The 26,290-nt window shown below is 70.2% G+C and carries 24 protein-coding genes and 1 pseudogene; 16 read left to right on the top strand and 9 right to left on the bottom strand.

Going from position 1 to position 26,290, the window contains the following annotated elements; translation table 11 throughout:
- Positions 1-11: 11 nt before the first annotated feature.
- The 5 genes from ACIBVP_RS30765 to ACIBVP_RS30745 all read right to left on the bottom strand — a co-directional run bounded on the left by ACIBVP_RS30765 (position 12) and on the right by ACIBVP_RS30745 (position 5,336).
- Complete coding sequence (locus ACIBVP_RS30765; protein ID WP_396109874.1) at positions 12-614, bottom strand: histidine phosphatase family protein; 603 nt, start codon at positions 612-614, stop codon at positions 12-14.
- Complete coding sequence (locus ACIBVP_RS30760) at positions 611-1,621, bottom strand: 2-hydroxyacid dehydrogenase (protein WP_396109873.1); 1,011 nt, start codon at positions 1,619-1,621, stop codon at positions 611-613. Before ACIBVP_RS30760 ends, ACIBVP_RS30765 begins: the two co-directional genes overlap by 4 nt.
- The gene (locus tag ACIBVP_RS30755; protein ID WP_396109872.1) at positions 1,618-3,048 is read right to left on the bottom strand and encodes an FGGY-family carbohydrate kinase; all 1,431 of its coding nucleotides are present in this window, start codon (positions 3,046-3,048) and stop codon (positions 1,618-1,620) included. Before ACIBVP_RS30755 ends, ACIBVP_RS30760 begins: the two co-directional genes overlap by 4 nt.
- Positions 3,039-4,484, bottom strand: coding sequence for an FGGY family carbohydrate kinase (locus ACIBVP_RS30750; RefSeq protein ID WP_396109871.1), 1,446 nt, complete (start codon positions 4,482-4,484; stop codon positions 3,039-3,041). Before ACIBVP_RS30750 ends, ACIBVP_RS30755 begins: the two co-directional genes overlap by 10 nt.
- Positions 4,485-4,595: 111 nt before the next feature.
- The gene (locus ACIBVP_RS30745; RefSeq protein ID WP_396109870.1) at positions 4,596-5,336 is read right to left on the bottom strand and encodes a DeoR/GlpR family DNA-binding transcription regulator; all 741 of its coding nucleotides are present in this window, start codon (positions 5,334-5,336) and stop codon (positions 4,596-4,598) included.
- Between ACIBVP_RS30745 and ACIBVP_RS30740 the strand changes: the two genes are divergently transcribed.
- The 9 genes from ACIBVP_RS30740 (at position 5,335) to treZ (ending at position 16,086) form a co-directional block, all read left to right on the top strand.
- Complete coding sequence (locus ACIBVP_RS30740; RefSeq protein ID WP_396109869.1) at positions 5,335-5,613, top strand: hypothetical protein; 279 nt, start codon at positions 5,335-5,337, stop codon at positions 5,611-5,613. The genes ACIBVP_RS30745 and ACIBVP_RS30740 overlap by 2 nt on opposite strands.
- A 5-nt stretch (positions 5,614-5,618) precedes the next feature.
- Positions 5,619-6,110, top strand: coding sequence for a GNAT family N-acetyltransferase (locus ACIBVP_RS30735; RefSeq protein WP_396109868.1), 492 nt, complete (start codon positions 5,619-5,621; stop codon positions 6,108-6,110).
- Between the two features lie 121 nt (positions 6,111-6,231).
- Positions 6,232-6,420, top strand: a complete 189-nt coding sequence (locus ACIBVP_RS30730) for a hypothetical protein (RefSeq protein WP_396109867.1) — start codon at positions 6,232-6,234, stop codon at positions 6,418-6,420.
- Between the two features lie 89 nt (positions 6,421-6,509).
- Positions 6,510-7,349, top strand: coding sequence for an endonuclease V (locus tag ACIBVP_RS30725; protein WP_396109866.1), 840 nt, complete (start codon positions 6,510-6,512; stop codon positions 7,347-7,349).
- A 137-nt stretch (positions 7,350-7,486) separates the two neighbouring features.
- On the top strand, positions 7,487-7,825 hold the full coding sequence (locus tag ACIBVP_RS30720; RefSeq protein WP_396109865.1) for a hypothetical protein: 339 nt from the start codon (positions 7,487-7,489) through the stop codon (positions 7,823-7,825).
- Positions 7,826-7,837: 12 nt separating this feature from the next.
- On the top strand, positions 7,838-9,634 hold the full coding sequence (gene malQ, locus ACIBVP_RS30715; protein WP_396109864.1) for a 4-alpha-glucanotransferase: 1,797 nt from the start codon (positions 7,838-7,840) through the stop codon (positions 9,632-9,634).
- Positions 9,635-9,713: 79 nt separating this feature from the next.
- Positions 9,714-11,855: a glycogen debranching protein GlgX gene (gene glgX / locus ACIBVP_RS30710; RefSeq protein ID WP_396109863.1), complete on the top strand. Its 2,142-nt coding sequence runs from the start codon at positions 9,714-9,716 to the stop codon at positions 11,853-11,855.
- On the top strand, positions 11,855-14,365 hold the full coding sequence (locus ACIBVP_RS30705; protein WP_396110014.1) for an alpha-amylase family glycosyl hydrolase: 2,511 nt from the start codon (positions 11,855-11,857) through the stop codon (positions 14,363-14,365). Before glgX ends, ACIBVP_RS30705 begins: the two co-directional genes overlap by 1 nt.
- A complete protein-coding gene (gene treZ / locus ACIBVP_RS30700; protein WP_396109862.1) occupies positions 14,362-16,086 on the top strand; it encodes a malto-oligosyltrehalose trehalohydrolase in 1,725 nt (574 codons plus the stop codon). The genes ACIBVP_RS30705 and treZ overlap by 4 nt, the downstream gene beginning before the upstream one ends.
- 32 nt (positions 16,087-16,118) lie before the next feature.
- On the opposite strand, the pseudogene ACIBVP_RS30695 reads toward treZ, so the two are convergent.
- Both ACIBVP_RS30695 and ACIBVP_RS30690 read right to left on the bottom strand, forming a co-directional pair.
- Positions 16,119-16,229: pseudogene (locus ACIBVP_RS30695) on the bottom strand (oxidoreductase); the annotation flags it as partial.
- Positions 16,228-17,517 carry an MFS transporter gene (locus ACIBVP_RS30690; protein WP_396109861.1) on the bottom strand — a complete coding sequence of 430 codons (1,290 nt, stop codon included), beginning with the start codon at positions 17,515-17,517 and terminating at the stop codon, positions 16,228-16,230. The pseudogene ACIBVP_RS30695 and the gene ACIBVP_RS30690, both read right to left, overlap by 2 nt.
- 406 nt (positions 17,518-17,923) lie before the next feature.
- Between ACIBVP_RS30690 and ACIBVP_RS30685 the strand changes: the two genes are divergently transcribed.
- The 3 genes from ACIBVP_RS30685 (at position 17,924) to ACIBVP_RS30675 (ending at position 19,689) form a co-directional block, all read left to right on the top strand.
- Positions 17,924-18,553 carry a hypothetical protein gene (locus tag ACIBVP_RS30685; protein WP_396109860.1) on the top strand — a complete coding sequence of 210 codons (630 nt, stop codon included), beginning with the start codon at positions 17,924-17,926 and terminating at the stop codon, positions 18,551-18,553.
- A gap of 207 nt (positions 18,554-18,760) precedes the next feature.
- Entirely contained in the window at positions 18,761-18,928 is a 168-nt protein-coding gene (locus tag ACIBVP_RS30680; protein ID WP_396109859.1) for a hypothetical protein, read from the top strand.
- A gap of 371 nt (positions 18,929-19,299) precedes the next feature.
- Entirely contained in the window at positions 19,300-19,689 is a 390-nt protein-coding gene (locus ACIBVP_RS30675) for a DUF6401 family natural product biosynthesis protein (protein ID WP_396109858.1), read from the top strand.
- An 89-nt stretch (positions 19,690-19,778) separates the two neighbouring features.
- Here the strand turns inward: ACIBVP_RS30675 and ACIBVP_RS30670 are convergent, their stop codons facing one another.
- The gene (locus ACIBVP_RS30670; protein WP_396110013.1) at positions 19,779-20,702 is read right to left on the bottom strand and encodes a hypothetical protein; all 924 of its coding nucleotides are present in this window, start codon (positions 20,700-20,702) and stop codon (positions 19,779-19,781) included.
- A gap of 334 nt (positions 20,703-21,036) precedes the next feature.
- Between ACIBVP_RS30670 and ACIBVP_RS30665 the strand changes: the two genes are divergently transcribed.
- Complete coding sequence (locus tag ACIBVP_RS30665; protein WP_396109857.1) at positions 21,037-21,909, top strand: ParB N-terminal domain-containing protein; 873 nt, start codon at positions 21,037-21,039, stop codon at positions 21,907-21,909.
- Positions 21,910-22,230: 321 nt separating this feature from the next.
- Here ACIBVP_RS30665 and ACIBVP_RS30660 read toward each other — a convergent pair whose 3' ends face one another.
- Positions 22,231-24,288 (bottom strand): MMPL family transporter, encoded by a 2,058-nt coding sequence (locus tag ACIBVP_RS30660; protein WP_396109856.1) that lies wholly within the window; start codon positions 24,286-24,288, stop codon positions 22,231-22,233.
- A 104-nt stretch (positions 24,289-24,392) separates the two neighbouring features.
- Between ACIBVP_RS30660 and ACIBVP_RS30655 the strand changes: the two genes are divergently transcribed.
- From ACIBVP_RS30655 to ACIBVP_RS30645, 3 genes are read left to right on the top strand one after another with little or no spacing between them, the layout of a single operon-like run.
- Positions 24,393-24,833 (top strand): MarR family winged helix-turn-helix transcriptional regulator, encoded by a 441-nt coding sequence (locus tag ACIBVP_RS30655; RefSeq protein WP_396109855.1) that lies wholly within the window; start codon positions 24,393-24,395, stop codon positions 24,831-24,833.
- An 18-nt stretch (positions 24,834-24,851) separates the two neighbouring features.
- On the top strand, positions 24,852-25,268 hold the full coding sequence (locus tag ACIBVP_RS30650; protein WP_396109854.1) for an organic hydroperoxide resistance protein: 417 nt from the start codon (positions 24,852-24,854) through the stop codon (positions 25,266-25,268).
- Positions 25,268-26,269 (top strand): NADP-dependent oxidoreductase, encoded by a 1,002-nt coding sequence (locus ACIBVP_RS30645; protein ID WP_396109853.1) that lies wholly within the window; start codon positions 25,268-25,270, stop codon positions 26,267-26,269. The genes ACIBVP_RS30650 and ACIBVP_RS30645 overlap by 1 nt, the downstream gene beginning before the upstream one ends.
- Positions 26,270-26,290 lie beyond the last annotated feature (21 nt).

Genomic DNA, 26,290 nt, shown 5'->3' with positions numbered 1-26,290 from the left:
GGCGGTTCCTTTCAAGGCAAACGGTTCATGGAAAGCAGGGAAGCGGGCTGGGCAGGATCGGTCGGCAACCGGATCTCGGTCAGTGCGACGTTTTCCAGCAGGGGGAAGACATGGCGGTACCGGGCGACCGGCAGTCCGATGAGGACACACAGGCCGATGCGGAACAGACTGCTGTGCGCGACGACGAGGACGGTCCCGTCGTGTTCGGCGTCGACCGCCCGCAGCGCGGCGGCACACCGCTCCCCCGCGACCTGGAGCGGTTCGGCGTTCGGGAACGCGTTGGTCTCGGGGTCCTGGCGGAACCGGCGGACGGCCTCGGGGTCCATTTCGGACAGCGTGTGGCCCTCGAGGTCGCCGAAGTCGACCTCACGGAGGTCGGGTCGCAGGTGCAGCGGCACCCCGAGCGCCTCCGCGGCTGGCGTGGCGGTGGTGACGGCACGCCGCTGCGGCGAGCTGACCACCACGTCGACACCGAGCGCGACCGCGGTCTTCGCGAGTTGCTCGGCCTGCCGCAGCCCCCGGTCGGTCAGCTCGGGCTCGCTGCGTCCGCCCGCGTACCGGTTCTCCTCGTGCCACACGGTTTCCGCGTGCCGCGCCAACAGGAGCCGGGTCATGACAGCACCTCCGGGTTCGCGCAGTGCAGCGGTGGTTCACCGGCGAGCCAGCGGGCGGCCTCGACGCCGACCATGCGGGCGGCGCGCGCCGCGACGGCCCGGCTCGCGCCCGCGAGGTGCGGCGTCATCACCACGTTCGGCGCCGCACGCAGCGGATGCCCGGCGGGCAGCGGCTCCTCGTCGTACACGTCGACCGCGGCCGCGAACAGGTGGCCGTCGGTCAGCGCCTTGGCAAGTGCGTCGTAGTCGAGCAGGCCGCCGCGCGCGCAGTTCACCAGCACCGAACCCGCCGGCATGAGAGCGATTTCCCGCGCGCCGATCATGCCGCGCGTCTCGTCGGTGAGCCTGGCGTGCAGTGAGACCACTGTGGACCGTCGCAGCAGCTCGTCGAGCGGCACCGACTCGACGTCCGCGTACGGGTCGGCCACCAGCACGGTCGCGCCCATGGCCCGCAACGCCGCGGCCACCCGCGACCCGATCGCGCCGTAGCCGACGAGCCCGATCGTGCTGTCCGCGATCTCCAGCCCGGTCTCGGTGTAGGCGAACATCGCGCTCTCCCACCGTCCGGCCACGACGCTGTCGTGCGCCACGGGGATCCGGCGCATGGCGGCGAGCATCATGCCGATGGTGTGCTCGGCGGTCGACTCGGCGTTGCGTCCGGGCGCGAACGTCACCGCGACCCCGTGCTCGGTGGCGGCGGCGAGGTTCGCGTTGACCGGACCGCCACGCGACACCGCGAACAGTTCCAGATCGGGACAGGCGTCCAGAACGCGTGCCGTGAGCGGAGCCATCTGCGTCAGGCACACCCTGGCTCCCCGCAACGACTCGATGAGCGCGTCCTCCACATCGGACGCCTCGTCGACCTCCGCGACCTTGCCGAACGGCACGTGCGGCCACGGCAGCTCCAGCGTCCGCACGTCCCACGCGTCCGGCGCCAGCTCGGCCGCCAGCAACCGGTTCAGCACGAACCGGTCACCCGCCAACAGGATCGGTTCTGGCACAGTCATCCCTTCCACCAGCCGCGTTCGGTCAGCGCGGCGACGAACGAGGAGTACGCGGGCGTCAGGTCGGCGTGCCGCGTGAGGTCCGGCTCCAGCGTGCGGCGCACCCGCACCAGGCGCTTCGCCGCGGCGGGGATGTCACCCGTCCGCGCGCCGGCCGCGAGCACCGCCATGCCCAGCGCGGGTTCGGGGTTCGCCGGCAACCGCACCGGTACCCCCAGCACGTCGCAGCGCAGCTGGTTCCACCACTCGTTGCGCGCGCCGCCGCCGGTGAACGTCACGGTCCCGCCCACGTCCGCGCCCGCCGAGGCCAGCAGCTCGAACGACAGCCGCTCGACGTGCGCGACGCCGGTGCACACGGCGGCGAACACCGTCGCCGAGTCGCCGGTCAGCGGCCCGTCGCCGAGGAACCCGCGGGCCTCCGGCGCCACGAACGGAAAGCGTTCTCCGTGCCCGACCAGCGGATAGCACAGCGGCACGTCCTTCACCTCGGCCGCGGCGGCGGTCAACACGTCCAGGTCCGCGCCGGGGAAGAGCGCTCTCACGGCCCCGGCCCCGGTGCTCGACGCGCCGCCGGGCAACCACAGGTCGCCGTGCGGCGCGCGGTGGGAGTAGACGGCGCCGGTCGGGTCATGCGGCAGCGACGTGCTGACCCCCTTGAGCGCCAACGTGGTCCCGAGCACGGAGTTCCACTCGCCCACGTCCAGCGCACCGGCCGCGAGCTGCGCGGCGCACCCGTCGGTCATGCCCGCGATCACGGGCGTCCCGGCCGGGAGCCCGGTGAGCGCGGCCGCCTCGGCGCACAGCTCGCCGAGCACCGTGCCCGGCCGGACCACCTCGGGGAGAGCGCTCTCCGACACGTCCAGGGCCGCGAGCACCTCGGCGGGCCAGCGGTCCTCGATCAGGTCGTAGCCGGTCTTCAACGCGTGGCTGGCGTCGCTCGCGACCGGGTGGCCGACGAGCGCGGCCGCGACCACGTCGGGCTGGTGCGCGAGCCGCACGCCCGGGCCGAGCAGGCCCTTGTCCCGCCACCACAACAACTTCGGCAGTGCCCACGCGGGCTGCATGCGGTAGCCCAGCCGCGTCCACAGCGCCTCGCCCGCCTCCTGCGCCTGCCGGGAGAGCGCTCCCGCGCGGGCGTCGTCGTACATCAGGCCGGGGGTGCGCGGCGTGCCGTCGGCGTCGGTCAGGAGGACTGTCCCCGAGGTCGCGCACACGGCGACGCCGCCGACCTCGCGACCACGTAGGTCCAACTCGGAGAGCGCTTCCGCGGCCAGCACCCACCACGCGTCGGGGTCCTGTTCGTGCCGCGTGCCCGAGCGAGTGCCGCGCAGTGGGCGCTTCGCCGCCGCGACGGTGTGGCCGTCGTCGTCGACCGCCAGCGCGCGGATGCTCTGGGTGCCGACGTCGACACCGACCCAGGTCACCGCCACTGGGCCCACCTGGTCGCCGCGAGCGCGCGGGTCTCGAGGAACTCGGCGTGCCTGGCCTCGTGGAGAGAGCGCTCTCCCGGGTTCGGTTCGTACCGTGCGGACGGCCGGACGAGCGCGGCCGCGGCAGCCGTCAGGTCGGGGTACTCGCCGAGCGCGGAGAGCGCGTACACGAGCGCGCCCTTCGCCCCAACCTGGGTGTCCTCAGTGGACACCGCGGGCACGCCCGTGATGTCGGCGATCACCTGGCACCACAGGGAACTCGCCGCGCCGCCGCCGCACAGCCCCAACTCGACCGGCCTGCCGGGGGCCGCGTCGAGGCAGTCGCGGATGACGTGGGCGAGCCCTTCGAGGACGGCTCGCGCGAGGTGGGCGCGGCCGTGCCCGAACAGCATGCCGGTAACGAGCCCGCTCGCGGCCGGGTCCAGGAAGGGAGAGCGCTCTCCCGCAGGTGAGAGGTACGGCAGGACACGCAGCCCGTCCGCGCCCGCGGGTGCCTGTGACGCGAGCTGGGTGACCTCGGCGTGGTCGGCGAGGCCGAGAAGGTCGACGAGCCAGTCGATCACGCCGGTGCCCGCGAGCGTGGGGAACGAGCGCATCAGCAGTCCGGGCACGCCGAAGTCGAGGGTGAGGCCGGACGGCTCACCGGTCGTGTCCGGTGCCTCGACGAGCATCTCCGTGCAGAGGGTCGTGCCGAGGATGCAGGTCGCCTGCCCCGCGGCGGTGGCGCCGGTGCCGAACGCGGTGGTCACGATGTCGTACGGGGCGAGCACCACGGGCGTGCCGGCCGGGAGACCGAGCTCGGTGGCGGTCAGCGGGTGGACCTGGTCGGTCAGCAGCGGCGGCAGGACGTCCGGGTCGATGCCGTACAGGTCGGTGAGCTCGGTCGAGTACGCGCCCGCGTGGATCTCGAGCCAGGGCGCGGACGCCTCGGATTTCTCGATGCCGCGCACACCGGTGAGCTTCGAGTACAGCCAGCCGCCGCAGGTGAGCACGGTGTGCGGGCGGGTCTCGCCGAGGCTGCGCAGGATCGCGTTCGGCAGGCCGGCGTTGGTGAGGGAGCCGTTGATCCGGTAGGCCCGCTCGAGGGTGCCGTCGGCACGCCAGCCGCGGACGACGTCGGCAGCGCGGCCGTCGTTCCACAGGACCGCGGGCCGCAGCGGTTCGCCGTCCGCGTCGACGAGCCACGCGCCGTCGCCCTGGGCGGTGACCGCCAGCAGCCGCACCGGGCGGGCGACCCGTTCGACCGCCTCACGCACGGTCGCCACGACCGCGGCCCACACCTCGTGCATGTCCTGTTCGCACTGTTCGCGGGTCGGGTGGCGCACCTCGGTGTCGCGCCGGGTGACCACCAGTTCCCGCCCGTCCGCGTCGAACACGACGGCCTTGATGACGGTCGTGCCCGCGTCGACACATACCGCGACTTCGCTGTCTGCCACGTCCGGTATTACAAGCGCGCCCAGGAGAACTTCGCAACTTTTAACATTGATCTTGGTCAGTCGGTCGCAAATCCCCAGGTTGAAACGTTCGACCGCCGACCGAACTTCACATCACTTAGCAACGACGTCGACCGTGGCACCCCGCGCCCGCTCCCGCCGGACCACCTGCTCCGACGTCGCGTCATCGACCACGACCCGGTCCAGCTCCCGCAACCCGACCAGCCGGTGCAACGCGCGCCGGTCGAACTTCGTGTGGTCGACGAGCGCGACACTGCGGGCCGCGGACGCGATCAGCGCGCGACGGGTGATCACCGTGTCGAGCGACTGGATGTAGCAGACCCCGTCGGCAACCGCGGTGGTCGACAGGAACAGCAGGTCGTAGCGCAGTCCGGCGGCGGCCTCGGCCGTGACCTGGCCGAGGAACGAGTCGTAGGCGGCGTCGTAGCGGCCGCCGAGCCCGATCAGCTCGATGCCGGGCTGGGCGGCGAGCGCACGGATGACCGGCAGGAAGTGCGTGACGACGGTCAGCGGCGCCTTCTCCGGCAGCAGCCGGGCGAGCACGAGCGAGGTGGTGCTGTCGTCGAGCGCGACCACCTGCCCGGACTCCACTTCGGACCGCAGCACCTCGCGGGCGATGGCGAGCTTCGCGTCGACCTGCGCCTGCATGCGGTGTTCGAGGTCGCCGTGGAAGGTGGTGGTCGGCGCGCTGGTGGCGCCACCGCGGACCTTGTGCAGGAACCCGAGCCGCTCCAGCTCGTCGAGGTCGCGGTGGACGGTCATGATGCTGACGCCGTAGTCGCGGGCCAGCGCGTCAACGCGCACGAACCCGGCCTCGGCGATCTGCCGCCGCATGGCGACGCGCCTCAGCTCGGGGTTGCGCCGCGCACTGTCCGGAAGCTCACTGACCACGGCCATCAGCATGCACCAGGGCCCGCACGACCCGCACGAACTCCCCGGCCAGCGGGGTGACCGGCTCGCGCGGCCACGCGAGCCGCGGCTGCGCAACCAGCGTGGCGTCACGCTCGTGCAGCCGTCCGGGCGCGACAGGCTGACGCTCGCCGAGCGCGACATCACCATGTCGCCCGGCGACGCGGCCGAGCGTGCGGGGCGGCCTGCGCGAGTAGGTTGACGTGCATGGCCTGGCTTCCCGACGAATTCACGCATCCCACCTGTGTGCCCGTGCTCGACGGGTACCACCTGAAGCCCATCCGTGAATCTCACACTGAGATCGACTACCCGGCGGTGATGGGTTCCCGGGAACGGCTGTGGGAGTTCTACGGCGAGGCCTGGGGATGGCCGCCCGCCACCATGACCGTCGAGGAGGACCGCGCGGACCTGGCCAGGCACGAGCGGGAGATCGAGGCGCACGAGTCGTTCAACTACGCGTTGCTGAACCTCGACGAGAGCGCGCTGTTCGGCTGTGTCTACATCGACCCGCCGGAGAGAGCAGGCGCGGACGCGGAGATCAGCTGGTGGGTCGTCGACGAGAAGGTCGGCACGCCGTTGGAGGACGCGCTCGACGTCCTCGTGCCGAGGTGGATCGCGCGGGTCTGGCCGTTCGAGAAGCCCAGGTACATCGGCAGGGACCTCAGCTGGGCGGAATGGCTCGCCCTACCCGGCGCCTGACCCCTTACCCACCCCTTCCGGCGGGCCTCACCGGCCGAGGTAAGGGGTTTGGTGCGTGATCGTCCGATGCCCGGGCACCGGCCTCAGGACGACTCTTCTCCTTGTCACCGAAACGAGGGGAATGAGATCGATGTTCATCACGCAGGAAGTCGTCAGCGCCGAGATGAGCTACCGCATGGAGCAGGCCCGCGACGCGGCACGGCGTGCGCAGGTCCAGCGCCTGTCGTTCTTCAGCAGGCTGTTCACGAGGGCACCGAGGGCCAGGTCCACGGTGGTCACGCGGGGTAGGCCGGTGTCCGCACGAATCTGACGTCGGGCAGCGGCACGGTCCGCGGCGCGCTGTCCGGACCGCTGTCGCACCGGTACCCGAGCGTGGCCCGAGGCCGATATCGTCGCCCGGTGCTGGTTCCGTCCACCGTCGAGGAGGCCGTCGCGCTGCAGTCGGCGCTGGCACCGTCGGTGATCAGGACCCCGCCGCCGGACTTCGCGCCGCGCACGGCGACGGGTCTCGACGTCGCGTACGCGATCGACTCGCCGGTGATCGCGGCGGCCGTGGTGACGATCGACGTCGCGACGGGCGAGGTACTGGAGTCGGCGACAGCGGTCGGCGAGACCGAGTTCCCCTACGTGCCGGGCCTGTTCGCGTTCCGCGAGCTGCCCGCGTTGCTGACGGCGCTGTCCCACCTGCGCACGACCCCGGACCTACTGGTCGCCGACGGCCACGGCCTCGCCCACCCGCGCCGGTTCGGCCTGGCATGCCACCTGGGCGTGGTAACCGGTCTCCCCACGATCGGAGTCGCAAAGACCCCAATGGGTGACTACGCCCCACCGGCACCAACACGAGGCGCCACCACCCCGTTGGTGGACCAGGCCGAAGAGGTGGGCGCGGCCCTACGCACCCAGCCACAGGTCAAACCGGTCTTCGTGTCGGTAGGCCACAAGATCGACCTGCCGACAGCATGCGCTCTGACCCTCACCCTGGCCCCCCGCTACCGCCTCCCGGAAACCACCCGCCAAGCAGACCACCTGAGCCGAACCACCCTGAAAACCCGCGAGTCGCGCCCCCACACATATAGCGAGTCGCGCCCCCAGACACCGCGAGTCGCGCCCCCAGGCAGAACGAGTTGCACGTTTCGTGCACCTCGCGCCCGCGCGGACCAGCACGAAACGTACAACTCGATGTGTCGTGGCGCGCGACTCGCGGTGTTCTCGCGCGCGACTCGCGGGGTTGGGCGTTAACTCTTTGTGTCGCTGGTCAATCATTCGGGTGCGGACTGGGTTATCGGGTTCAAGAGTGCGAGGATCAGGGCATTCAGGTTTGCCGCGGGACTGAAGGGGCCCCTGCCGGCATCACCTGAACAAGCTGGAGGGTCGCGGTGACCAAGCAACAGTTGTCCGTGCAGTCCCCAAGACGGGTTCCCCCCGTACGCAAGCGGCCGTTGCCCGTGCCGGGTGAGCGGCTCGGTCGTGCCGTGGACGTCGTGCTCACCAGGCTGGGAGCAGGCGACGCGGACCTCACCCACCTCGACGACGTCCTGCGCACCGCGCTCGCGTGGACCGCGGCCGCGGGGGAGACCTGCCGGATCGCACCCGCGGCGCGCCAGGTGCGGGACGCCCGCATCAGCCTCGCCCAGGCCGACACCGAGCACGCGAGGGTGGCCCTGCTCGCGGCTCGTGACGCCCTGCGCGTCGTGCCGAACCAACGCATGCACTGACATCCTTACCGGATGGACCAACAGCTGAGTGCGCTCGCCCGCGCGCACGGAGTTGCCACCTGGTACGAGAACGCCGACCGCCACCGGGTCACGGTGGCGGACGACGTGGTGCGTGCCGTGCTCACCGAGATGGGTGTGGACGAGAGCACTCCGCCACCGCCCAAGGTGAAGGTTGTCCGGGAAGGCCCGGACACTCCCCCACTCGGGTATCACCGACTCGATGACGGCCACGAGCTGATCGTCACACCGCGTCGCCTGCCGCCAGTGGCCCCGGCCTGGGGCTGGATGCTGCAGCTCTACGCACTGCGCTCCCCCGCCTCGTGGGGCATCGGCGACTACGCCGACCTGCGCGACTTCACGAACGCCTCGGGCGCGGGCGTGGTCCTGGTCAACCCCGTGCAGGCCATCACGCCCACCTTGCCGGTGCAGCGCTCCCCGTACTCGCCGTCGAGCCGCCGTTTCGCCAACCCGATCTACCTGCGCATCACCGAGACCGACGAGTTCGCCCGCGCCGACGCGGCGACGAAGGACGCCGTGCTCGCCCTCGCCCCACCGCACGCGGACCTGATCGACTACGACGCCGCGTGGACCGCGAAGCTCCGCGCCCTCGAACTGCTGTGGCCGGGCACGCCCCAGGACATGCCAGACGACCTGCGCGACTTCGCCACCTTCTGCGCGCTCGCCGAACGGCGCGGCTCCGACTGGCGGAAATGGCCGTCCTACCTGCGCGACCCTGCCCACCCGGCCGTCGCCACCGCCCGCGACGAGGTGCTGGCCGACCGCATCGCCTTCCACGCGTGGCTGCAGCGGCTGTGCGAACAGCAGCTCACGGCCGCGCGCCAGGCCACCACGGCGAAAATCGTCCACGACCTGCCGGTCGGCGTGGACCCGGCGGGCGCGGACGCGTGGGCGCTCCAGGACGTGCTGGCCTCCGACGTCACCGTCGGCGCGCCCCCGGACGCCTTCAGCCAGCAGGGCCAGGACTGGAACCTGCCGCCGTTCCGCCCCGACAAGCTCGCCGAGCAGGGCTACCGCCCTTTCCGCGACGTGATCCGCAGCGTGCTGCGGCACGCCGACGGCATCCGCGTCGACCACATCGCCGGCCTGTTCCGGCTGTGGTGGATCCCGCCGGGCCACCCGGCGAGCGAGGGCACGTACGTGTACTACGACGCCGACGCCATGCTCGGCATCCTCGCGCTCGAGGCGCACCTCGCGGGTGCGATGGTCGTCGGCGAGGACCTAGGCACCGTGCCCGACGAGGTCACCGACGCCATGCACGACCGGGGCGTGCTCAGCTCGTCGGTGCTGTACTTCGAACGCGACGCCGGCGAACCGGGCGAGCCGCTGCTGCCGCCGAAGCGCTGGCCCGCCGACGCGATGGCGAGCATCTCGACCCACGACCTGCCGACCACGTCGGGGTTCCTCCGCGGGGAGAACGTGCGGGTGCGTGCCGAGCTGGGGCTGGTCGGCGACCCGGACGCCGAGTACGCCCGCGCCGAGACCGCGAAGGAGGAGATGCTGGCGGCACTGGACGCGCACGGGCTGCTCCCGGACGACCCGTCAGAAGAGGACCTCGTCGTCGCCTTGCACCGGCTGCTGGCGACAGCGGCGAGCCGTCTCCTGCTGACGTCACCGCAGGACGCTCTCGGCGAACCGCGTCAACCCAATCTGCCCGGGACGGTCGACGAGTACCCGAACTGGCGAATTCCGCTCCCCCTGGAGGTCGACGCACTGCTGGCCGACCCCACGTTGCGGGCCGCCGTCGCTGCGTTGCGTGACGCGCGACCTGATGGGGTATCACCCAACTGACAGTCCGTTGGCGGTAGCGCCCCGACCCCAGCGCTCTACGGTGGTAGGGGCACAGAATCGATTCTCGTGAGGAGCAGGCGTGCAGCCCTGGCCAGGTTCTCCCTATCCGCTCGGCGCCACCTACGACGGCGCCGGCACCAACTTCGCGTTGTTCTCGGAGGTCGCGGAGCGGGTCGAACTGTGCCTGTTCGACGAGAACGGCAACGAGACCCGCGTCCGCCTACCCGAGGTCGACGGCTTCGTGCACCACGGCTACCTGCTGAACGTCAACCCCGGACAGCGCTACGGCTACCGGGTCCACGGGCCGTACGACCCGGCGCGCGGGCTGCGGTGCAACCCGAACAAGCTGCTGCTCGACCCGTACGCGAAAGCCGTCACCGGTCAGGTCGCGTGGGACCAGGCGGCGTTCGGCTACAACTTCGGCGAGCCGGAGAGCCGCAACGACGAGGACTCGGCCGGGCACACCATGCTCGGCGTGGTCGTGAACCCGTTCTTCGACTGGGCGAACGACCGGTCGCCGAACATCCCGTACAACGAGACGGTCATCTACGAGGCGCACGTCCGCGGCCTGACCAAGTTGCACCCGGACATCCCGGAGGAGCTGCGCGGCACGTACGCGGGCCTCGCGCACCCGGTGATGATCGACTACCTGAACACGCTCGGTGTGACGGCGGTCGAGCTGATGCCGGTGCACCAGTTCCTCCACGACCACGGGCTGATCGAGAAGGGCTTGCGGAACTACTGGGGCTACAACACGATCGCGTACTTCGCGCCACACGACGAGTACGCGACGCACTCGGCGGCCGGCAACCAGGTCCAGGAGTTCAAGGCCATGGTCCGGACGCTGCACGAGGCTGGCATCGAGGTGATCCTCGACGTGGTCTACAACCACACCGCCGAGGGCAACCAGCTCGGCCCGACGTTGTCCATGCGAGGCATCGACAACGAGGCGTACTACCGGCTCGTCGAGGACGACAAGCGGTACTACATGGACTACACGGGGACGGGCAACTCGCTGAACGTCCGCAACCCGCACACGCTGCAGCTGATCATGGACTCGCTGCGGTACTGGGTGAACGAGATGCACGTCGACGGTTTCCGCTTCGACCTCGCGGCGACGCTGGCCCGCGAGTTCTACGACGTGGACCGGCTGTCGACGTTCTTCGACCTGGTGCAGCAGGACCCGGTGATCAGCCAGGTCAAGCTGATCGCGGAACCGTGGGACGTCGGCCCCGGTGGCTACCAGGTGGGCAACTTCCCACCACTGTGGACGGAGTGGAACGGCCAGTTCCGCGACACGGTCAGGGATTTCTGGCGCGGCGAGCCCGCGACGCTCGGCGAGTTCGCGTCCCGCATCACCGGTTCGTCGGACCTGTACCAGGACGACGGCAGGCGCCCGTACGCGTCGATCAACTTCGTGACCGCGCACGACGGGTTCACGCTCAACGACCTGGTGTCCTACAACGACAAGCACAACGAGGCGAACGGCGAGGACAACCGCGACGGCGCCAACGACAACCGTTCGTGGAACCACGGCACCGAGGGTCCGACCGACGACGAGAAGGTCACCGAGCTGCGGGCGCGGCAACGCAGGAACATGATCGCCACGCTGTTGTTGTCGCAGGGCGTTCCGATGCTGCTGCACGGTGACGAGCTGGGCCGGACCCAGCGGGGCAACAACAACGCGTACTGCCAGGACAACGAACTGTCGTGGGTGGACTGGTCGCTGCTGGAGACCAACGGCGAGCTGGTGGACTTCGTGACCGGCGTGGTCGACCTTCGGCACAGCCACCCGGTGTTCCGCCGCCGCCGGTTCTTCGCGGGGAGACCGATCCGCAAGGGCGAGGAGCTGCGCGACATCGCGTGGTTCACCCCGGCGGGCGAGGAGATGTCCGACGAGGACTGGGAGTCCGGCTTCGGCCGGTCGATCGTCGTGTTCCTGAACGGCGAGGGCATCCCGGACCTGGACCGCAGAGGCGGACGCGTCACCGACGAGTCGTTCCTGATGTGCTTCAACGCCCACGACGACGAGATCGAGACGACGCTGCCGGACGACAGCTACGGTACCAAGTGGACGGTCGTGCTGGACACGTTCACCGGCGAGGTGCTGGAGCCGAACGGCGGCGGACCCGCGGAGGGTCGGTCGTTCGACGCGGGCACGGTGGTCCCGGTGCCCGCCCGGTCGTTGATCGTGTTGCAGCGCACGGGGACCAGCGAGTGATCACGTCGACCTATCGCCTGCAGATCAGCCCGAAGTTCACATTGGACGCCGCGGTGTCCGTTGTGGACTATCTGGCCCGCTTGGGGGTGTCCGCGGTCTACACGTCGCCGTTGCTGACGGCGTCCCCGGGCTCGACCCACGGCTACGACGTGGTGGACCCGACGGGGGCGTCGGCGGAACTGGGTGGCGAGGAGGCGCGCCGCAGGCTGGTGTCCACCGCACAGGCGTCGGGTCTGTCGGTGGTGGTCGACATCGTGCCGAACCACATGTCGGTGGAGGTTCCGTCGGCGAACCCGTGGTGGTGGGACGTGCTGCGACACGGCCCGGACTCGGCGTACGCGAGGTACTTCGACGTCGACTGGTCCCGGGGCAGGATCCTCCTGCCGGTCCTGGGCTCGGACTCACTGGACGACCTGTCGGTGCGCGACGACCGCCTCGTGTACTTCGAGCACGAGTTCCCGCTGGCGCCGGGGACGGCGGGCGGGACACCGCGGGAGGTGCACGACCGGCAGCACTACCGGCTGGTGAACTGGCGTGAGGGCAACGCGGAGCTGACGTACCGCCGGTTCTTCGACATCACGACGCTGGCGGGCGTGCGGGTGGAGGACCCCGCGGTCTTCGAGGCCACGCACGGCGAGGTGCTGCGATGGGTGCGCGCGGGCGAGGTGGCCGGGCTGCGGGTGGACCACCCGGACGGTCTGGCCGACCCGGGCGCGTACATGCGCAGGCTGCGGGCCGAGGCGCCGGACGCGTGGCTGGTGGTGGAGAAGATCCTCGCGGTGGACGAGTCGCTGCCGGCGTCCTGGCCGGTGGACGGCACCACGGGGTACGACGCACTGCGCGAGATCTGCGGCGTGTTCGTCGACCCGGCGGGCGAACCCGCCCTGACGGCGCTCGCTCATCTCGGTGGCGGCCTCCGGCCCCCCGACAACCAGCCTACCGGTGAGCACCGACACAACCCGGCCGCCGAGACCCACCCTGTGGACAACTCGGCGGAGCGTGGCCTCCGGCCCCCCGAAATCCAGCGTACTGGGGAGCACCGACAGGAATCCGCGCGTGGCGCCGAGGCTGTGGACAACCCCGTCGCCGACGGCGGCCCTGTGGACAACCCCCGAGGACTGTCGGGCCCTTCCGGTAGCGTGGAAACCGGGGGCCGGAGGCCGACCCTCCATGAGGTCGAGACCGAGTGCCGTCGGCTCATCACGCGTACCTCGCTCGTCGCCGAGATGCGGCGGATCGCCGTGCTCGCGAACGTGGCGCCCGAGGCGATCGCCGAGATCATGGTCGCCTTCCCGGTGTACCGGTCCTACCTCCCCGAAGGCCTCGACAACTGGACCGCGGCCGTCTCCGGCGCCAAGCAGGCCAACCCGGACCTCGCCGACGACATCGACTCCGTCGACCACGCCGTGCGGACCGACCCGCGCGGCGAACTGGCCACCCGCATCCAGCAGACCTCTGGCATGGTCGTCGCCAAGGGCGTCGAGGACACCGCCTTCTACCGGTGGAACCGGTTTGTCGCGCTCAACGAGGTCGGCGGCGCGCCCGACCGGTTCGGTGTCACCCCCGACGAGTTCCACACCCGCGCCGCCGCGCGGGCCGCCGGATGGCCACGCACCATGACCACACTGTCCACACACGACACGAAGCGCTCCGAGGACGTGCGGGCGCGGCTCGCCGTGCTCTCGGAGATCCCGGACGAGTGGGCGGCGACCGTCACGCGATGGTCCGCTAAGCACGGCATCGACGAGCCCTCGCTGAACGACCTCGCCTGGCAGTCGCTCGTCGGCGCCTGGCCGATCAGCGCCGACCGGCTCCGCGCCTACCTCGACAAAGCCGCCAAGGAAGCCAAGGTCCGCACCTCCTGGACCGACCACGACGAGGCCTTCGAGGCCGCCGTCGCCGAATGGCCGGACAAGGTCATCGCCGACCTCGGCGCCGAGATCGAGGAGTTCGTGGCGCGGATCGCGGGCCCCGGCTGGTCCAACGCGCTCGGCCAGAAGATCGTCCAGCTCGCCGGACCGGGTGTGCCGGACGTCTACCAGGGCACCGACCTGTTCGACCTGTCCCTGGTGGACCCCGACAACCGGCGACCGGTCGACTTCGCCGCGCGGCAGCGGTTCCTGAGCCGCCTGGAGGACGGTTGGCTCCCCGACGTCGACGACACCGGCGCCGCCAAGCTGCACGTCGTCCGCCAGGTGCTGCGCCTGCGCCGCGACCGGCCCGACCTGTTCACCGGCTACCGCCCACTCGCCGCGGAAGGCCCCGCCGCCGAGCACGTGCTCGCCTTCGCACGCAGTCCCGAACTGGTCGTCGTCGCCACGCGGCTACCGGTGAGGCTGGCCAGGAACGGATGGCGGGAGAGCGCTCTCCCGCTGCCGGCCGGCCCGGGCACCTGGCGCAACCTGCTCACCGGCAACCCCGTCGACGTCGGACCCGAGCCGCGCTGTGCCGCCCTCGCCGACCTGCTCTCCCGCTACCCCGTCGCCCTCCTGCTGCGAGGAAACCGTTGACCCACTTCTCCGTCTGGGCCCCCGAACGCGACCGCGTACGCCTTCAGATCGGCCCGGGCGTCCACGACATGACCCGTGACGACCGCGGCTGGTGGCACGCCGACGTTCCCGGCACGGGCGAGGGCACCGACTACGCGTTCCTCCTGGACGACGATGACGATCGTGGCGGGAGAGCGCTCCCCGACCCGCGTTCCGCCTGGCAGCCCGCCGGGGTGCACGGCCCGTCGCGCCGCTACTCCCACGACGCGTTCGACTGGACCGACGACGCGTGGACCGGGAGAGCGCTCCCCGGCAGCGTGATCTACGAACTGCACGTGGGCACCTTCACCGAGCAGGGCACGTTCAACGCCGCGCTCGACCACCTCGACCACCTCGTCGACCTGGGCATCGACTTCGTGGAGGTGCTGCCGGTCAACGCGTTCGACGGCACCGCGGGCTGGGGCTACGACGGCGTCGCGTGGGGCGCGGTGCACGAACCCTACGGCGGCCCCGACGCGTTCAAACGGTTCGTCGACGCCTGCCACCACCGCGGCCTCGGCGTGCTGCTCGACGTCGTCTACAACCACCTCGGCCCGTCCGGCGCCTACCTCGACCGCTTCGGCCCCTACTTCGCGGGCCGCACCATCTGGGGGCCCGCGCTCAACCTCGATGGAGCGCTCTCCGACGAGGTCCGCCGGTACGTCATCGACAACGCGCTCGGCTGGCTGCGCGACTTCCACGTCGACGGGCTGCGCCTCGACGCCGTCCACGCGCTGGTGGACAAGGGCGCGACGCACCTGCTCGAAGAGCTCGCGACCGAGGTGGACGCCCTGGCCACGGGGCTTCGGAGACCGCTCTCCCTGATCGCCGAGTCGGACCTCAACGACGCCCGGCTCGTCACGTCCCGCGACGCGGGCGGCTACGGCCTGACCGCACAGTGGTGCGACGACATCCACCACGCACTGCACGTCGCGCTCACCGGTGAGGTCGAGGGCTACTACACGGACTTCGGCGCGCCGGGTGCGCTGGAGAAGACCTTGGAGAGCGCTTTCTTCCACGCCGGCACCTGGTCGTCGTTCCGGCGGCGCACGCACGGCCGCCCGTTCGACCGCACCCGCGTCTCCGGTCACCGCTTCCTCGCCTACCTGCAGAACCACGACCAGATCGGCAACCGCGCACAGGGCGACCGGCTGACCGCGACGATCTCCCCCGCACGCCAGCTGTGCGGCGCCGCGATCGTGCTGACGTCGCCGTACACGCCGATGCTGTTCATGGGTGAGGAGTGGGCCGCGAGCTCACCGTGGCAGTTCTTCGCGTCGTTCGAGGACCCGGAGCTGGCGCGGGCGGTCCGCGACGGCCGCCGCGAGGAGTTCGCCGAGCACGGCTGGGGCGCGTCGGAGGTCCCCGACCCGATGGACGTGTCGACCGTCGCGCGGTCGACACTGCCGTGGGGCGAGCTGACCGACCCGGCACACCGGGCGGTGTACGACACCTACCGCGCGCTGATCGCCTTGCGCCGCAAGCACCCCGAGCTGTCCGACCCGCGGCTGGACCGCTACCGGGTGGCGCATGTGGACGGTGCGCTCGTGCTGCACCGCGGTTCGCTGCGGGTGCTGGTGAACCTGGGCACGACCACCGCCGAGGTCGCCGTGAACAGCCGGGAGGTGCTCATCGGCACCGCCGAGGTCCGGGACGAGGGCGTCACCCTCGCACCGGACACCTTCGCCGTCATCCGTGTGTGACGGCGTCCACCCCGGTCAGCTCGATCATCTCCGCGCCGACCGTCCTCCACGACGAAGGCGCCCGCGTGCACGAGCGCCTTCGTCGTCTCGATGCCGATCCTCGAGTACCCACCGGTGACCACCGCCGGCCTGCCGGTCAGGTCAAACCGCGGCGGCTTTCACCTGCACCGGCTCCATCTGCGGCTTGGTGTCGATACCCGGGATGCCGTCGCCGCGGATGGAGCACGCCCGCGTCTCCGGCACGAACCACAGCGCGACCGCACCGACCACACAGGCGGCCATCATGTAGTAGGCGGGCATGAGCTGGTCGCCGGTGGAGTTGATCAACGCCTGGTTCACGGCGGGCGCGGTGCCACCGAACAGCGACGTGGACACGTTGTAGGCGATGGCGAAGCCCGCGTACCGCACCTTCGTCGGGAACATGGCCGGGAACATCGCGGAGATGGTCGACAGCTGCGGCACGTACAGCAGGCCCAGGATCGCGAACGCGATGATCGCCTGCGCGAAGCCGGCGCCCATCAGCTTGAACAACGGGATCGCCAGCACGAACAACCCGACGATGCTGATCCACCACATGGTCTTGCGGCCGACCCGGTCTGACAGCGCACCGGAGAACGGGACCACCAGCATCATCGCGGTCTGCCCGATGATGATCAGGACGAGCGACGCCCGCGAGGAGAGCCCGATCTCGCCCTCGAGGTAGGTGGGCATGTAGGCGAGCAGCGTGTAGTTCGCGATGTTGAGCGTGACCACCAGGCCCATCAGCAGGACGAGCGGCTTCCAGTACTTGAGCAGGTCACGCAGGTACGTCTTGGTCTCGTGGTCGATCTTGCCCTCGGCCTCGGCCTCGCGGAACACGGGCGTGTCCTCGAGCCTGCTCCGCAGGTAGAGCCCGATGAGGCCCATCGGCGCGGCGACGAGGAACGGCAGGCGCCAGCCCCAGTCGGCCATGTTCTCTGGGCCGACGACCAGCTCGGTGATCAGCACGAGCGTGGCGCCGAGGGTGAAACCGGCGAGCGTGCCGAACTCGAGGAACGACCCGAAGCGACCGCGCTTGCGGTCGGGCGCGTACTCGGCCATGAAGGTGGCCGCGCCGCCGTACTCGCCGCCGGTCGAGAAGCCCTGGATCATCCGGAGCACGATGAGGCCGATCGGCGCGAGGATGCCGATGGTGACGTAGCCGGGGAGGATGCCGACGCAGAAGGTCGCCGCGGCCATGAGCAGGATCGTGGTCGCGAGGACCCGCCGCCTGCCGAGCCGGTCGCCGAGCGGTCCCCACACCATGCCGCCGAGCGGCCGGATGAGGAACGACACCGCGAAGACGAGCAAACTACCCAAAGTGGACGCCGTCTCGTTCTCGCTCGGGAAGAACGCGTCACCGATGTAGACCGCGGTGTACGCGTAGACCCCATAGTCGAACCATTCGGTCATATTGCCGATAGCGGACGCGGATATCGCCCGCCGCAGTGTCTTCGCATCGGGTTCTGCCACCCGACCAGCAGCACCGTCCGCGTGAGCCGACGTCATGTTTTCCCTCCGACCTGGGCAAACGCCTGCCCCCACCAGAAGCACAGGCGTAGCTGACCGGACGGGGGTACCCAACTCCGCAGGTACAAAACTCTCCGAAGTGAACGCCTACCCAAAGTGACGAACGCGGGTGGCCGCCGGCCCCCGGAATCCAGCGTAGAAGGGGGCACCGACGGAAACGGGCCGGTGGACGTGGTGATGGACCGTTCGTTCGGGTCCCTTAGGGGATGACCAAGGGCCTTACCCGGATGTGGCGGGGTTCACCGGGTGACACGGTTTCTCCGCCGCCACATCACGGGGAGAACCGTCAATGATCAGAACCGCCTTCGTCGTCGCGCCGTTGTTTCTGCTGCTCGGCGTGCTGGGCATGAAGCTCGGCTGGAAACCCAATCCCGATCTGGACCGGACGATCGCGCTCCCGCTGTGGACCGCCGCGCACCTCGCGTACATCGTCGGGAACCTCGCGATGTTCGTCGTCATCGCAACCCTGTGGTCGCGGGTCCGGAACGCCGCCCGGCACCCGGCCGAGCGGATCGCGGTCGGCGGGGTCGCACTCGCGGGGGTCGTCGGTACGGTCGCGATGACCGGTCAGATGGTGATTGACCTTGTTGTCGGATTCCGCGCGGGGGCACGGAGCGAGATGTCCGCCATCTCCCGCTCGATCCACGAGCTACCCGGCTTCGAGGCGTTCTTCTACGGCGTGGTCCCCGCCCTCGGTCTCACGGGTGTCGCACTGCTCGCAGTGATCTCGGCCGCGCGGCGGCAAATGTCATTCTGGGTCGCGGGCACGTTCTTCGTCGGCGCGCTGCTGATCGGCTCCGGGGTCACCGTGCTCATGATCATCGGGGGCCTGACCTCGTGCGTCACGATGCCCGCGATGGTGCGACCCGGCCGCGACACACCCGCGGCAGATGCCGGTCGCGTCACGGTGGCGTCCTGATCGGATTCCGCTGGTAAATAGCGTCGGCTATTGCCGGTATCTTTTCGCTGGATTTGACAATTGCCCCGCGCACTTGCATCGGCACTCGCGAACACGGAATGTCATCCTGTTATCCTGGTGGCCGCCGTCCGGGTGACACCACTCGCGACGGACTTCCGAATGTCGCATCATGAGACACACATTCCGCCGATTCTTCAGGAGTACGCGATGTCCGAACCCTCGCACCGCGCGATATCGGGCTACGTGAACGACGACTGCATCTGGACGTACTCCGTGTACGACCAGAACAGTCGGGCGTGGCTAGACGTCAGCCAGAACCGGCACGAGGCCGAGCAGTACGCGGCCCATCTCCCCGAACCGCGACGCGGCGACTAATCCATAGTCGACGCCGCACAGGACGGGGAATCGTGTCAACGTGACGCACATCTCGTCCTGCCAAGTGGGAAACGCTGACGATCAGCTCGGATAATTCAGCGCCATCCCATTTGTCACCGCAGTTGGAATGCGAAGTAGATCCGTACGGGGTACTTCGGTAGTCCATCCGTCGCGCCGTCGGCAATGCCGGCGGCGACGATGCGGTGTTCACGTCGAGCAAGCCGACGGTCACGGTGACGATCCTCCCAGGACCTTCACGCGCTCGAACCCCGCTGGGGTCGGCGTGTGGTTCCGCCCACTTCCGCAATCGTCACAGCTACCGCGCGTGATACACACGCGGGTGGTTTTCGACTGATTAGTGGGTGATCTTCATGGGGGTCCGGCGCCTCGAACGCTCGGCACGGCGAACGCTCGAGCGTCTTCACGAGCAGTTGGGCACGGCCGGCCTGGTGGCCGCGGCGTCCGTTCCCGGCCTCGCGGCGGTGCTCGACCAGCACTCGGCCGCGGTCCGCGACATCCTGACCACGGGCGTCGAGTCGGGCGCGACCGTGGCGGGCGCGGTGCTGCTCGCAGGCTATGCGCAGGGCATCCAGGACCACATCCGGGAGCGCGGTCTGACCCTCCCGATCCCGACGGACGTCATCGAGTGGCGCGAGGCGAGCTGGTTCCACGTGCGCCTGCTGGCGGTCTGTTCGCTGGCCACGAACGTCCTCCCGGGTCACCCGGTCGCGAGAGCCGACGACCTGCCGTCCCTGGCCTGAGACCGGCGGGAGCGGCGGGCTCCTGACACGTTCGGCGGCGGCTCGGGAGCCGAAGAGGCTCCTGAGCCGCCGCCGAGATCGTCAGACCGTCACTGCGGACGGGTCGGCGGCAGGGTGCCGCCCTGTTGGGGGTAACCGGGGCTCTGCGGATACTGCTCGTAGCCCTGCGACGTGCGCTGCTGGTGCATGCCCTGCGTGCCGCCCGGCGTCGTGCCGGTCTGGGCGCTGTGGGCACCGCCACCTGCGTGCGCCATGTGCTCCGCACGCGTCGGAGTACCCGCGCGGGTCGCGTCCTCCTTACCGCGCTGGTAGGCCTGCGTAGCCGCCTTGGCCTGCGGGAACTCGTTCTCCGCGCGGTTCAGCCAGCCCTCCCAGCGCTGCTGCATCGGCCGCACCAGGCCGCCGCCGACGCCGATGATCGCGATGCCCGCGACGGTCGCGAGGACCGCGATCAGCACCGGGGTGGTCACCGTCGTCGCGACGCCGATCTGGTTCAGCGCGGCGATGATGCCGAGGCCCCAGATGAACACCGAGGCGAGCGTGCCGAGGAGCCGGCCGTACGACAGGCCGCCGAGAGCGCCCGTGACCAGGTCCTTGACCGCGCTGGCGACGGCACCGGCCACGACGATGATGACGATCGCGACGATGGCCTTCGGCAGCCAGGCCACGACGGCGGCCAGCATGGCGCTCACCGGGTTCGGGCCGAACACGCCGAACGCCATCTGGAGGGCGATCAGCAGCACGGCGTAGTACACGATCTTCGCGATGATGTCCGACGCGTCGTACTTGCTCCGGGACATCATGCGCTTGATCCCGCCGCGTTCCACCACACGGTCGAACCCGACCCGCTCGAGGACCTTGTCCACGAGCTTGCTGAGCGCCTTGGCGATCAACCAGCCGACGAACAGGATCACCAGGAACGCGAGCAGTTTGGGCACGAACGTGGCGATCGTGTTCCACGCGTTCGAAAGCCCCTGACCGAAATCGACGGCCGCGAGGTTGGAACTCTGCAACGCCATCGCCTCCTTCCAGGCGTGACGGCACGTCCCCTCTGGACGCGCGTTAGAGAAAGCCTGTACCCACTCTGTGACCTGCCACACTTCGTAACGGGGGTATTCACCTGGCCGGGTGAGGTCGGACGATCAATCCGCAGGGGCCTCTACCAGCGACGTTCCGGCTGGTCCGGGTCGACATCGGCACCCTTCGCGCGAATGCGGCCGGGAGCAAATCCCACCCGTTCCGTGAATCGGTCACTGGCGGCGAGGACCACGGCCTGGAAACGTCATACGGAACGTTTGCTTCTCGACCGCGGCCCGAGCGTGGCCGCCGTTTTCCTGGGGGGCCGGCATGCCGTTCGACGTCGACGGTCCTGTCACCATGGTCGTGGTGTCGGAGGTGCGCGGCGGCCACTCGCCCCGTCAGGGCGGGGAGAACCTCGAGCACGTCCGCACACTGGCCGACACCGACAGCGGACTGCCACCCATCATCGTCCGCCGCGATGACATGCGGGTCGTGGACGGCATGCACCGGCTTCGAGCCGCCCGCATGCGCGGCGACGAGCGGATCGCGGTCCGGTTCTTCGACGGCGGCGACGACGAGGCGTTCGTGCTGGCCGTGCGCACGAACGTGACACATGGCCTGCCACTGTCACTCGCGGACCGGAAGGCGGCCGCGACGCGCATCATGGCCTCGCACGCGCACTGGTCGGACCGCATGATCGCCAAGGTCGCAGGGCTGTCCGCGGCGACCGTCGCGCGGATCCGCCGGGAACGGCCGGGGCCCGCGCCGGACGTGCGCCTCGGGCACGACGGCAAGCTGCGGCCGGTCAACAGCCTGGAACGGCGGCGGGTGGCACGCGCGATCCTGCTGACGGAGCCGGACCTGTCGCTGCGGGAGGTCGCGCGGCGGGCGGGCATCTCCCCGGAGACCGCCCGGACGGTGCGCAAACGACTGACGGAGGCCGGCCCCACACCGAGCCCGGACCCGGCGACGCTGGTGATACGGCTGCGCAACGACCCGACGCTGCGGTTCTCGGAGACCGGCCGGACGCTGCTGCGGCTGCTCGACGCCCGTTCGGTACCGCCGGAGAAGTGGGCCGAGATCGCGGCCAACGTCCCGCCGCACTGGCGGGACACGGTCGCACGGATGGCCGTCGAGTGCGCCGACACCTGGCGCACCTTCGCAGAAACCCTGCTGACCCCCCGCACCAAAGCAGGCTGACCCCGCGAGTCGCGCGTTCGCGCACACCGAGCTGTCAGGTTCATGCAGGCCACACAGACCCGAACCTGCACGAAACCGACAACTCAACCTGTTCGAGAACGCGACTCGCCCTGATCTACAGCGCGACTCGCCGGGCTCCGGAACGCGAGTCACGCGCCCGGACAGCGCGAGTCACGCGTTCGCGCGCACCGAGTTGTCGGGTTCATGCAGGCCACACAGGCCCGGGTGTGCACGAAACCGACAACTCGACGTGTTCTAGAGCGCGACTCGCCCTGTTCTGGGGCGTGACTCGCGGTGTTCTAGAGCGTGACTCGCGGTGTTCTAGAGCGTGACTCGCGGGTTACTTTGGGGGGCTTGGTGGCTTAGTTTGGCTGGCCACCAGATTTTTTGGCCTATGTCGATCGTGAGGGCTGGGACCAGTAGTGAGCGGACCACGATGGTGTCCAGTAGGACGCCGAACGCGACGATGAACGCTATCTGGGCCAGGAACAGCACGGGGATGACCGACAGGGCCGCGAACGTCGCCGCGAGGACCACGCCCGCCGACGTGATCACGCCGCCGGTGACCGCGAGGCCACGTAGTGTGCCCTTGCGGGTGCCGGACTCCAGTGCCTCCTCCCGCACCCTGGTCATCAGGAAGATGTTGTAGTCGATGCCCAGTGCGACCAGGAAGATGAACCCGAACAGCGGTATGGCCGGGTCGGCGCCGGGGAAGTCGAGCAGGTCGTTGAACACGATCGCGGACACGCCCATCGTCGCCGCGAACGACAGCACGACCGTCGCGATCAGCAGGAGCGGGGCCACGAGCGCGCGTAGCAGCAGCGCGAGGACGAGGAAGATCACCACCAGCACGATCGGGATGATCAACGTGCGGTCGTGACGGGACGCGGTCTGCACGTCGAGCTGGATCGCGGTCTGGCCGCCGACCCGGGCGTCGGCGCCCGGCACGTCGTGTACCGCGGTGCGGATTCGTTCCACCGTGGACAGCGCGGCCTCGGAGTCGGCCGGGTCCTCCAGGGTCGCCTGCAGCAGCACGAGGCCGTTCTTCTCCCCCGTGGGCAGCACCCGCGCCACGCCGTCCACCGTGGCGGCCCGCGTGACCTGTTCGGTCTGCGCCGCGTTCGCGATGATCACCGTCGGTGCGCCGGAGCCGCCCGGGAAGTGCGCCGACAGCACGTCCTGGCCGCGTACGGAGTCCACTTCGGTCAGGAAGATGTCCGACTGCGCGGTGCCGTTCGCCTTCAGCTGCGGGACGAACGCGACCCCGGCGAGCAGCACGATCGTCGTGAGGACCCAGATCAGCCGGGGCCGCGCGCCGACGTGCCGCGCGATCCAGCCCCACATGCCGCGGTGTTCCGGCTTCTCCGAGCCGTGTTTGGGGAGGAACGGCCAGAACGCGGCGCGGCCGACGAGCGCGAGCGCGGCGGGCAGGAACGTGAGCGAGGCGAGCAGTGCCGCGCCGATGCCGATCGCGGCGACCGGGCCGAGGCCCTGGTTGGAGCGCAGGTCGCTGAACAGCAGGCACAGCAGGCCGAGCACGACGGTGCCCGCGGACGCGGCGATCGGTTCGAGGGTCGCGCGCCACGCGGTGCGGACCGCGGTGTACTTGTCGTCGGCGTCGCGCAGCTCTTCGCGGAACCGGGACACGAGCAGCAGCGCGTAGTCGGTGGCCGCGCCGAAGACCAGGATGAACAGGATGCCCTGGCTCTGGCCGTTGAGCGTCAGCACGTCGTGGTCGGCGAGCTGGTAGACGACGAACGCGGCGACCCCGAGCGCGAACACCGCCGACAGCAGCACGATCAGCGGCAGCAGGGGGCTGCGGTACACGACGACGAGGATCAGCGCGACCACCAGACCGGCGACGAGCAGCAGCAGCCCGTCGATGCCGCCGAACGCGACGACGAGGTCGCCGATCTGCCCGCCCGGTCCGGTGACCAGCACGGTCAGCCCGTCCGGCGTGCCCTTCGCCAGCTCGTCGCGGACGTCCGCGACGACCTTGTCCGGTTCACCCCCGTCTGCGGCGATCGGGACGACGAACTGCGCGGCCTTGCCGTCGTCCGACGGTTCCGGCGGCATCGACCGGCCGGCGATCCCCTCGACCCGCGCCAGCGCCGCACCGCGTTCGGCGAGGAAGCGCAGGTCGCCCTCGGTGATCCCGGACTTCCGCTCGGCGACGACCACGGCGGGCAGCACCTGCCGGTCGCTGAACTGCCGCTGCAGGTGCTCGACCTCGGTGGCCTCGGCCGACTCCGGCAGAAAGGACGCGTTGTCGTTCTTCGCCACGTCGGCGAGCTTTCCCGCGAACGGACCGCCGACTCCGCCGACGGCGAGCCAGACGACCACGAGCAGCGCGGGCAACCACCATCGGATACGACCCATGCGCAGAGCCTAGAGGCACTATTGGCAGCGTGCTCAATAGTGGTGCGGGGTGAGCCGGGGCACATTGAGTTGTGTACAACTGAATTGTGCGTAACGTACCTGTCGTGCCGGCCGACGACCTGAGGCTCGAGAAGCAGGTGTGCTTCGCGCTCTACGCGGCGTCGCGGGCGGTCATCAACCTCTACCGGCCCGCGCTCGACGCGCTCGGCCTCACCTATCCGCAGTACCTCGTGCTGCTCGTGCTCTGGGAGCGCGGTCCCGCGCTGGTCAAGGAGCTCGGCGAGGCGCTCGACCTGGACTCGGGCACCCTCTCGCCGCTGCTCAAGCGGCTCGAGGCGAACGGGCTCGTGCGCCGTGAGCGGTGCACGGAGGACGAGCGCGCGGTCCGGATCCACCTCACGGACTCGGGGAGCGCTCTCCGAGCCCGGGCGGCCAACGTGCCGCGCAAGCTCTCCGGCACGACCGGCATGGCACTGAGGGAACTCGAGGCGCTGCGGGACAACCTCACGCGTCTGACCCGAGAGATCACCACACAGCAGGACTGACCGAGAAGGGGATCCACCATGGAAGCGCTCTACACGGCGGCGGCCACCTCGTCCGGGGCCGGCCGCAACGGCCACGTCGCGTCGTCGGACGGCGTGCTCGCGCTCGACTTGTCCATGCCGAAGGAGATCGGGGGCGCAGGCGGCGCGGGCACCAACCCCGAGCAGCTGTTCGCCGCCGGGTACGCGGCCTGTTTCCACAGCGCGCTGCAGGCGGTCGCGCGCCGGGAGAAGGTGTCCGTGCGCGACTCGACGGTGACCGCCGAGGTCGGCATCGGCAAGCAGGACGGCGGTTTCGGCCTCACCGTCGACCTGGTGGTGTCGCTGCCGGGCGTCGAGGAGGAGGCCGGCCGCAAGCTGGTCGACGCCGCGCACCAGGTGTGCCCGTACTCCAACGCGACGCGGGGCAACATCGACGTCAACCTGCGGGTCGCCTGATGGGCGTCACCGCACGGGAGATCCGGCTCGCGGCACGGCCGAGCGGCTGGCCGACCGACGAGAATTTCGCGTTCGCGGACGTCGAGGTGCCCTCGCCTGGCGCGGGGGAACTACTGGTACGCAACACGTTCATGTCCGTCGACCCGTACATGCGGGGCCGGATGAACGACGTGAAGTCCTACACGCCGCCGTTCGAGCTCGGCAAGGCCCTCGAGGGCGGCGCGGTCGGCGAGGTCGTCGAGTCCGGTGTGGACGGTGTGGCCACCGGCGATCTGGTGCTGCACAACGCGGGCTGGCGGTCACACGCGCTGGTGTCGCAGTACACGCCCCTGACGCCGATCGAGGGGGTCTCGCCGTCGCGCTTCCTCGGCGCGCTGGGCATGCCCGCGCTGACCGCGTACGTCGGTCTGCTGGACATCGCACGGTTCACGCCGGGCGAGGCGGTGTTCGTGTCGGGCGCCGCGGGCGCGGTCGGCAGCGTGGCCGGGCAGATCGCGCGGCTGAAGGGTGCGAGCCGGGTGATCGGCAGCGCCGGTTCGGCCGAGAAGGTCGCGCACCTGACGGACGACCTGGGCTTCGACGCGGCGTTCAACTACCGCGACGGCGACGTGGGCGAGTTGCTCGCGCAGGCCGCGCCGGACGGGATCGACGTCTACTTCGACAACGTGGGCGGCGACCACCTGCAGGCCGCGATCGACGCGCTGCGCACCAACGGGCGGGTCGCCGTGTGCGGGTCGATCTCCATGTACAACGAGAAACAACCACCGCCCGGGCCGCGCAACCTGCACCTGCTGGTCGGGAAACGGTTGACGCTGCGCGGTTTCATCATCCTGGACCACTACGACCGGTTCGGCGCCATGGCCGAGGAGGTCGGTCAGTGGCTCGCGAACGGCGAACTGGTGGCCGAGGAGACCGTTGTGGACGGTCTCGACAACGCGCCCGCCGCGTTCGTCGGCATGCTGCGTGGTGAGAACACCGGCAAGATGGTGGTCCGGCTGTAGACGGCGGAGAGCGCTCCCCCG

Origin of the sequence: Actinophytocola sp. NPDC049390 (assembly GCF_044466355.1) — a bacterium.
Classification (GTDB): Bacteria; Actinomycetota; Actinomycetes; order Mycobacteriales; family Pseudonocardiaceae; genus Actinophytocola.
Note: the sequence above shows the minus strand (reverse complement) of the source record. Positions and strands in the feature narration are given on the sequence as shown.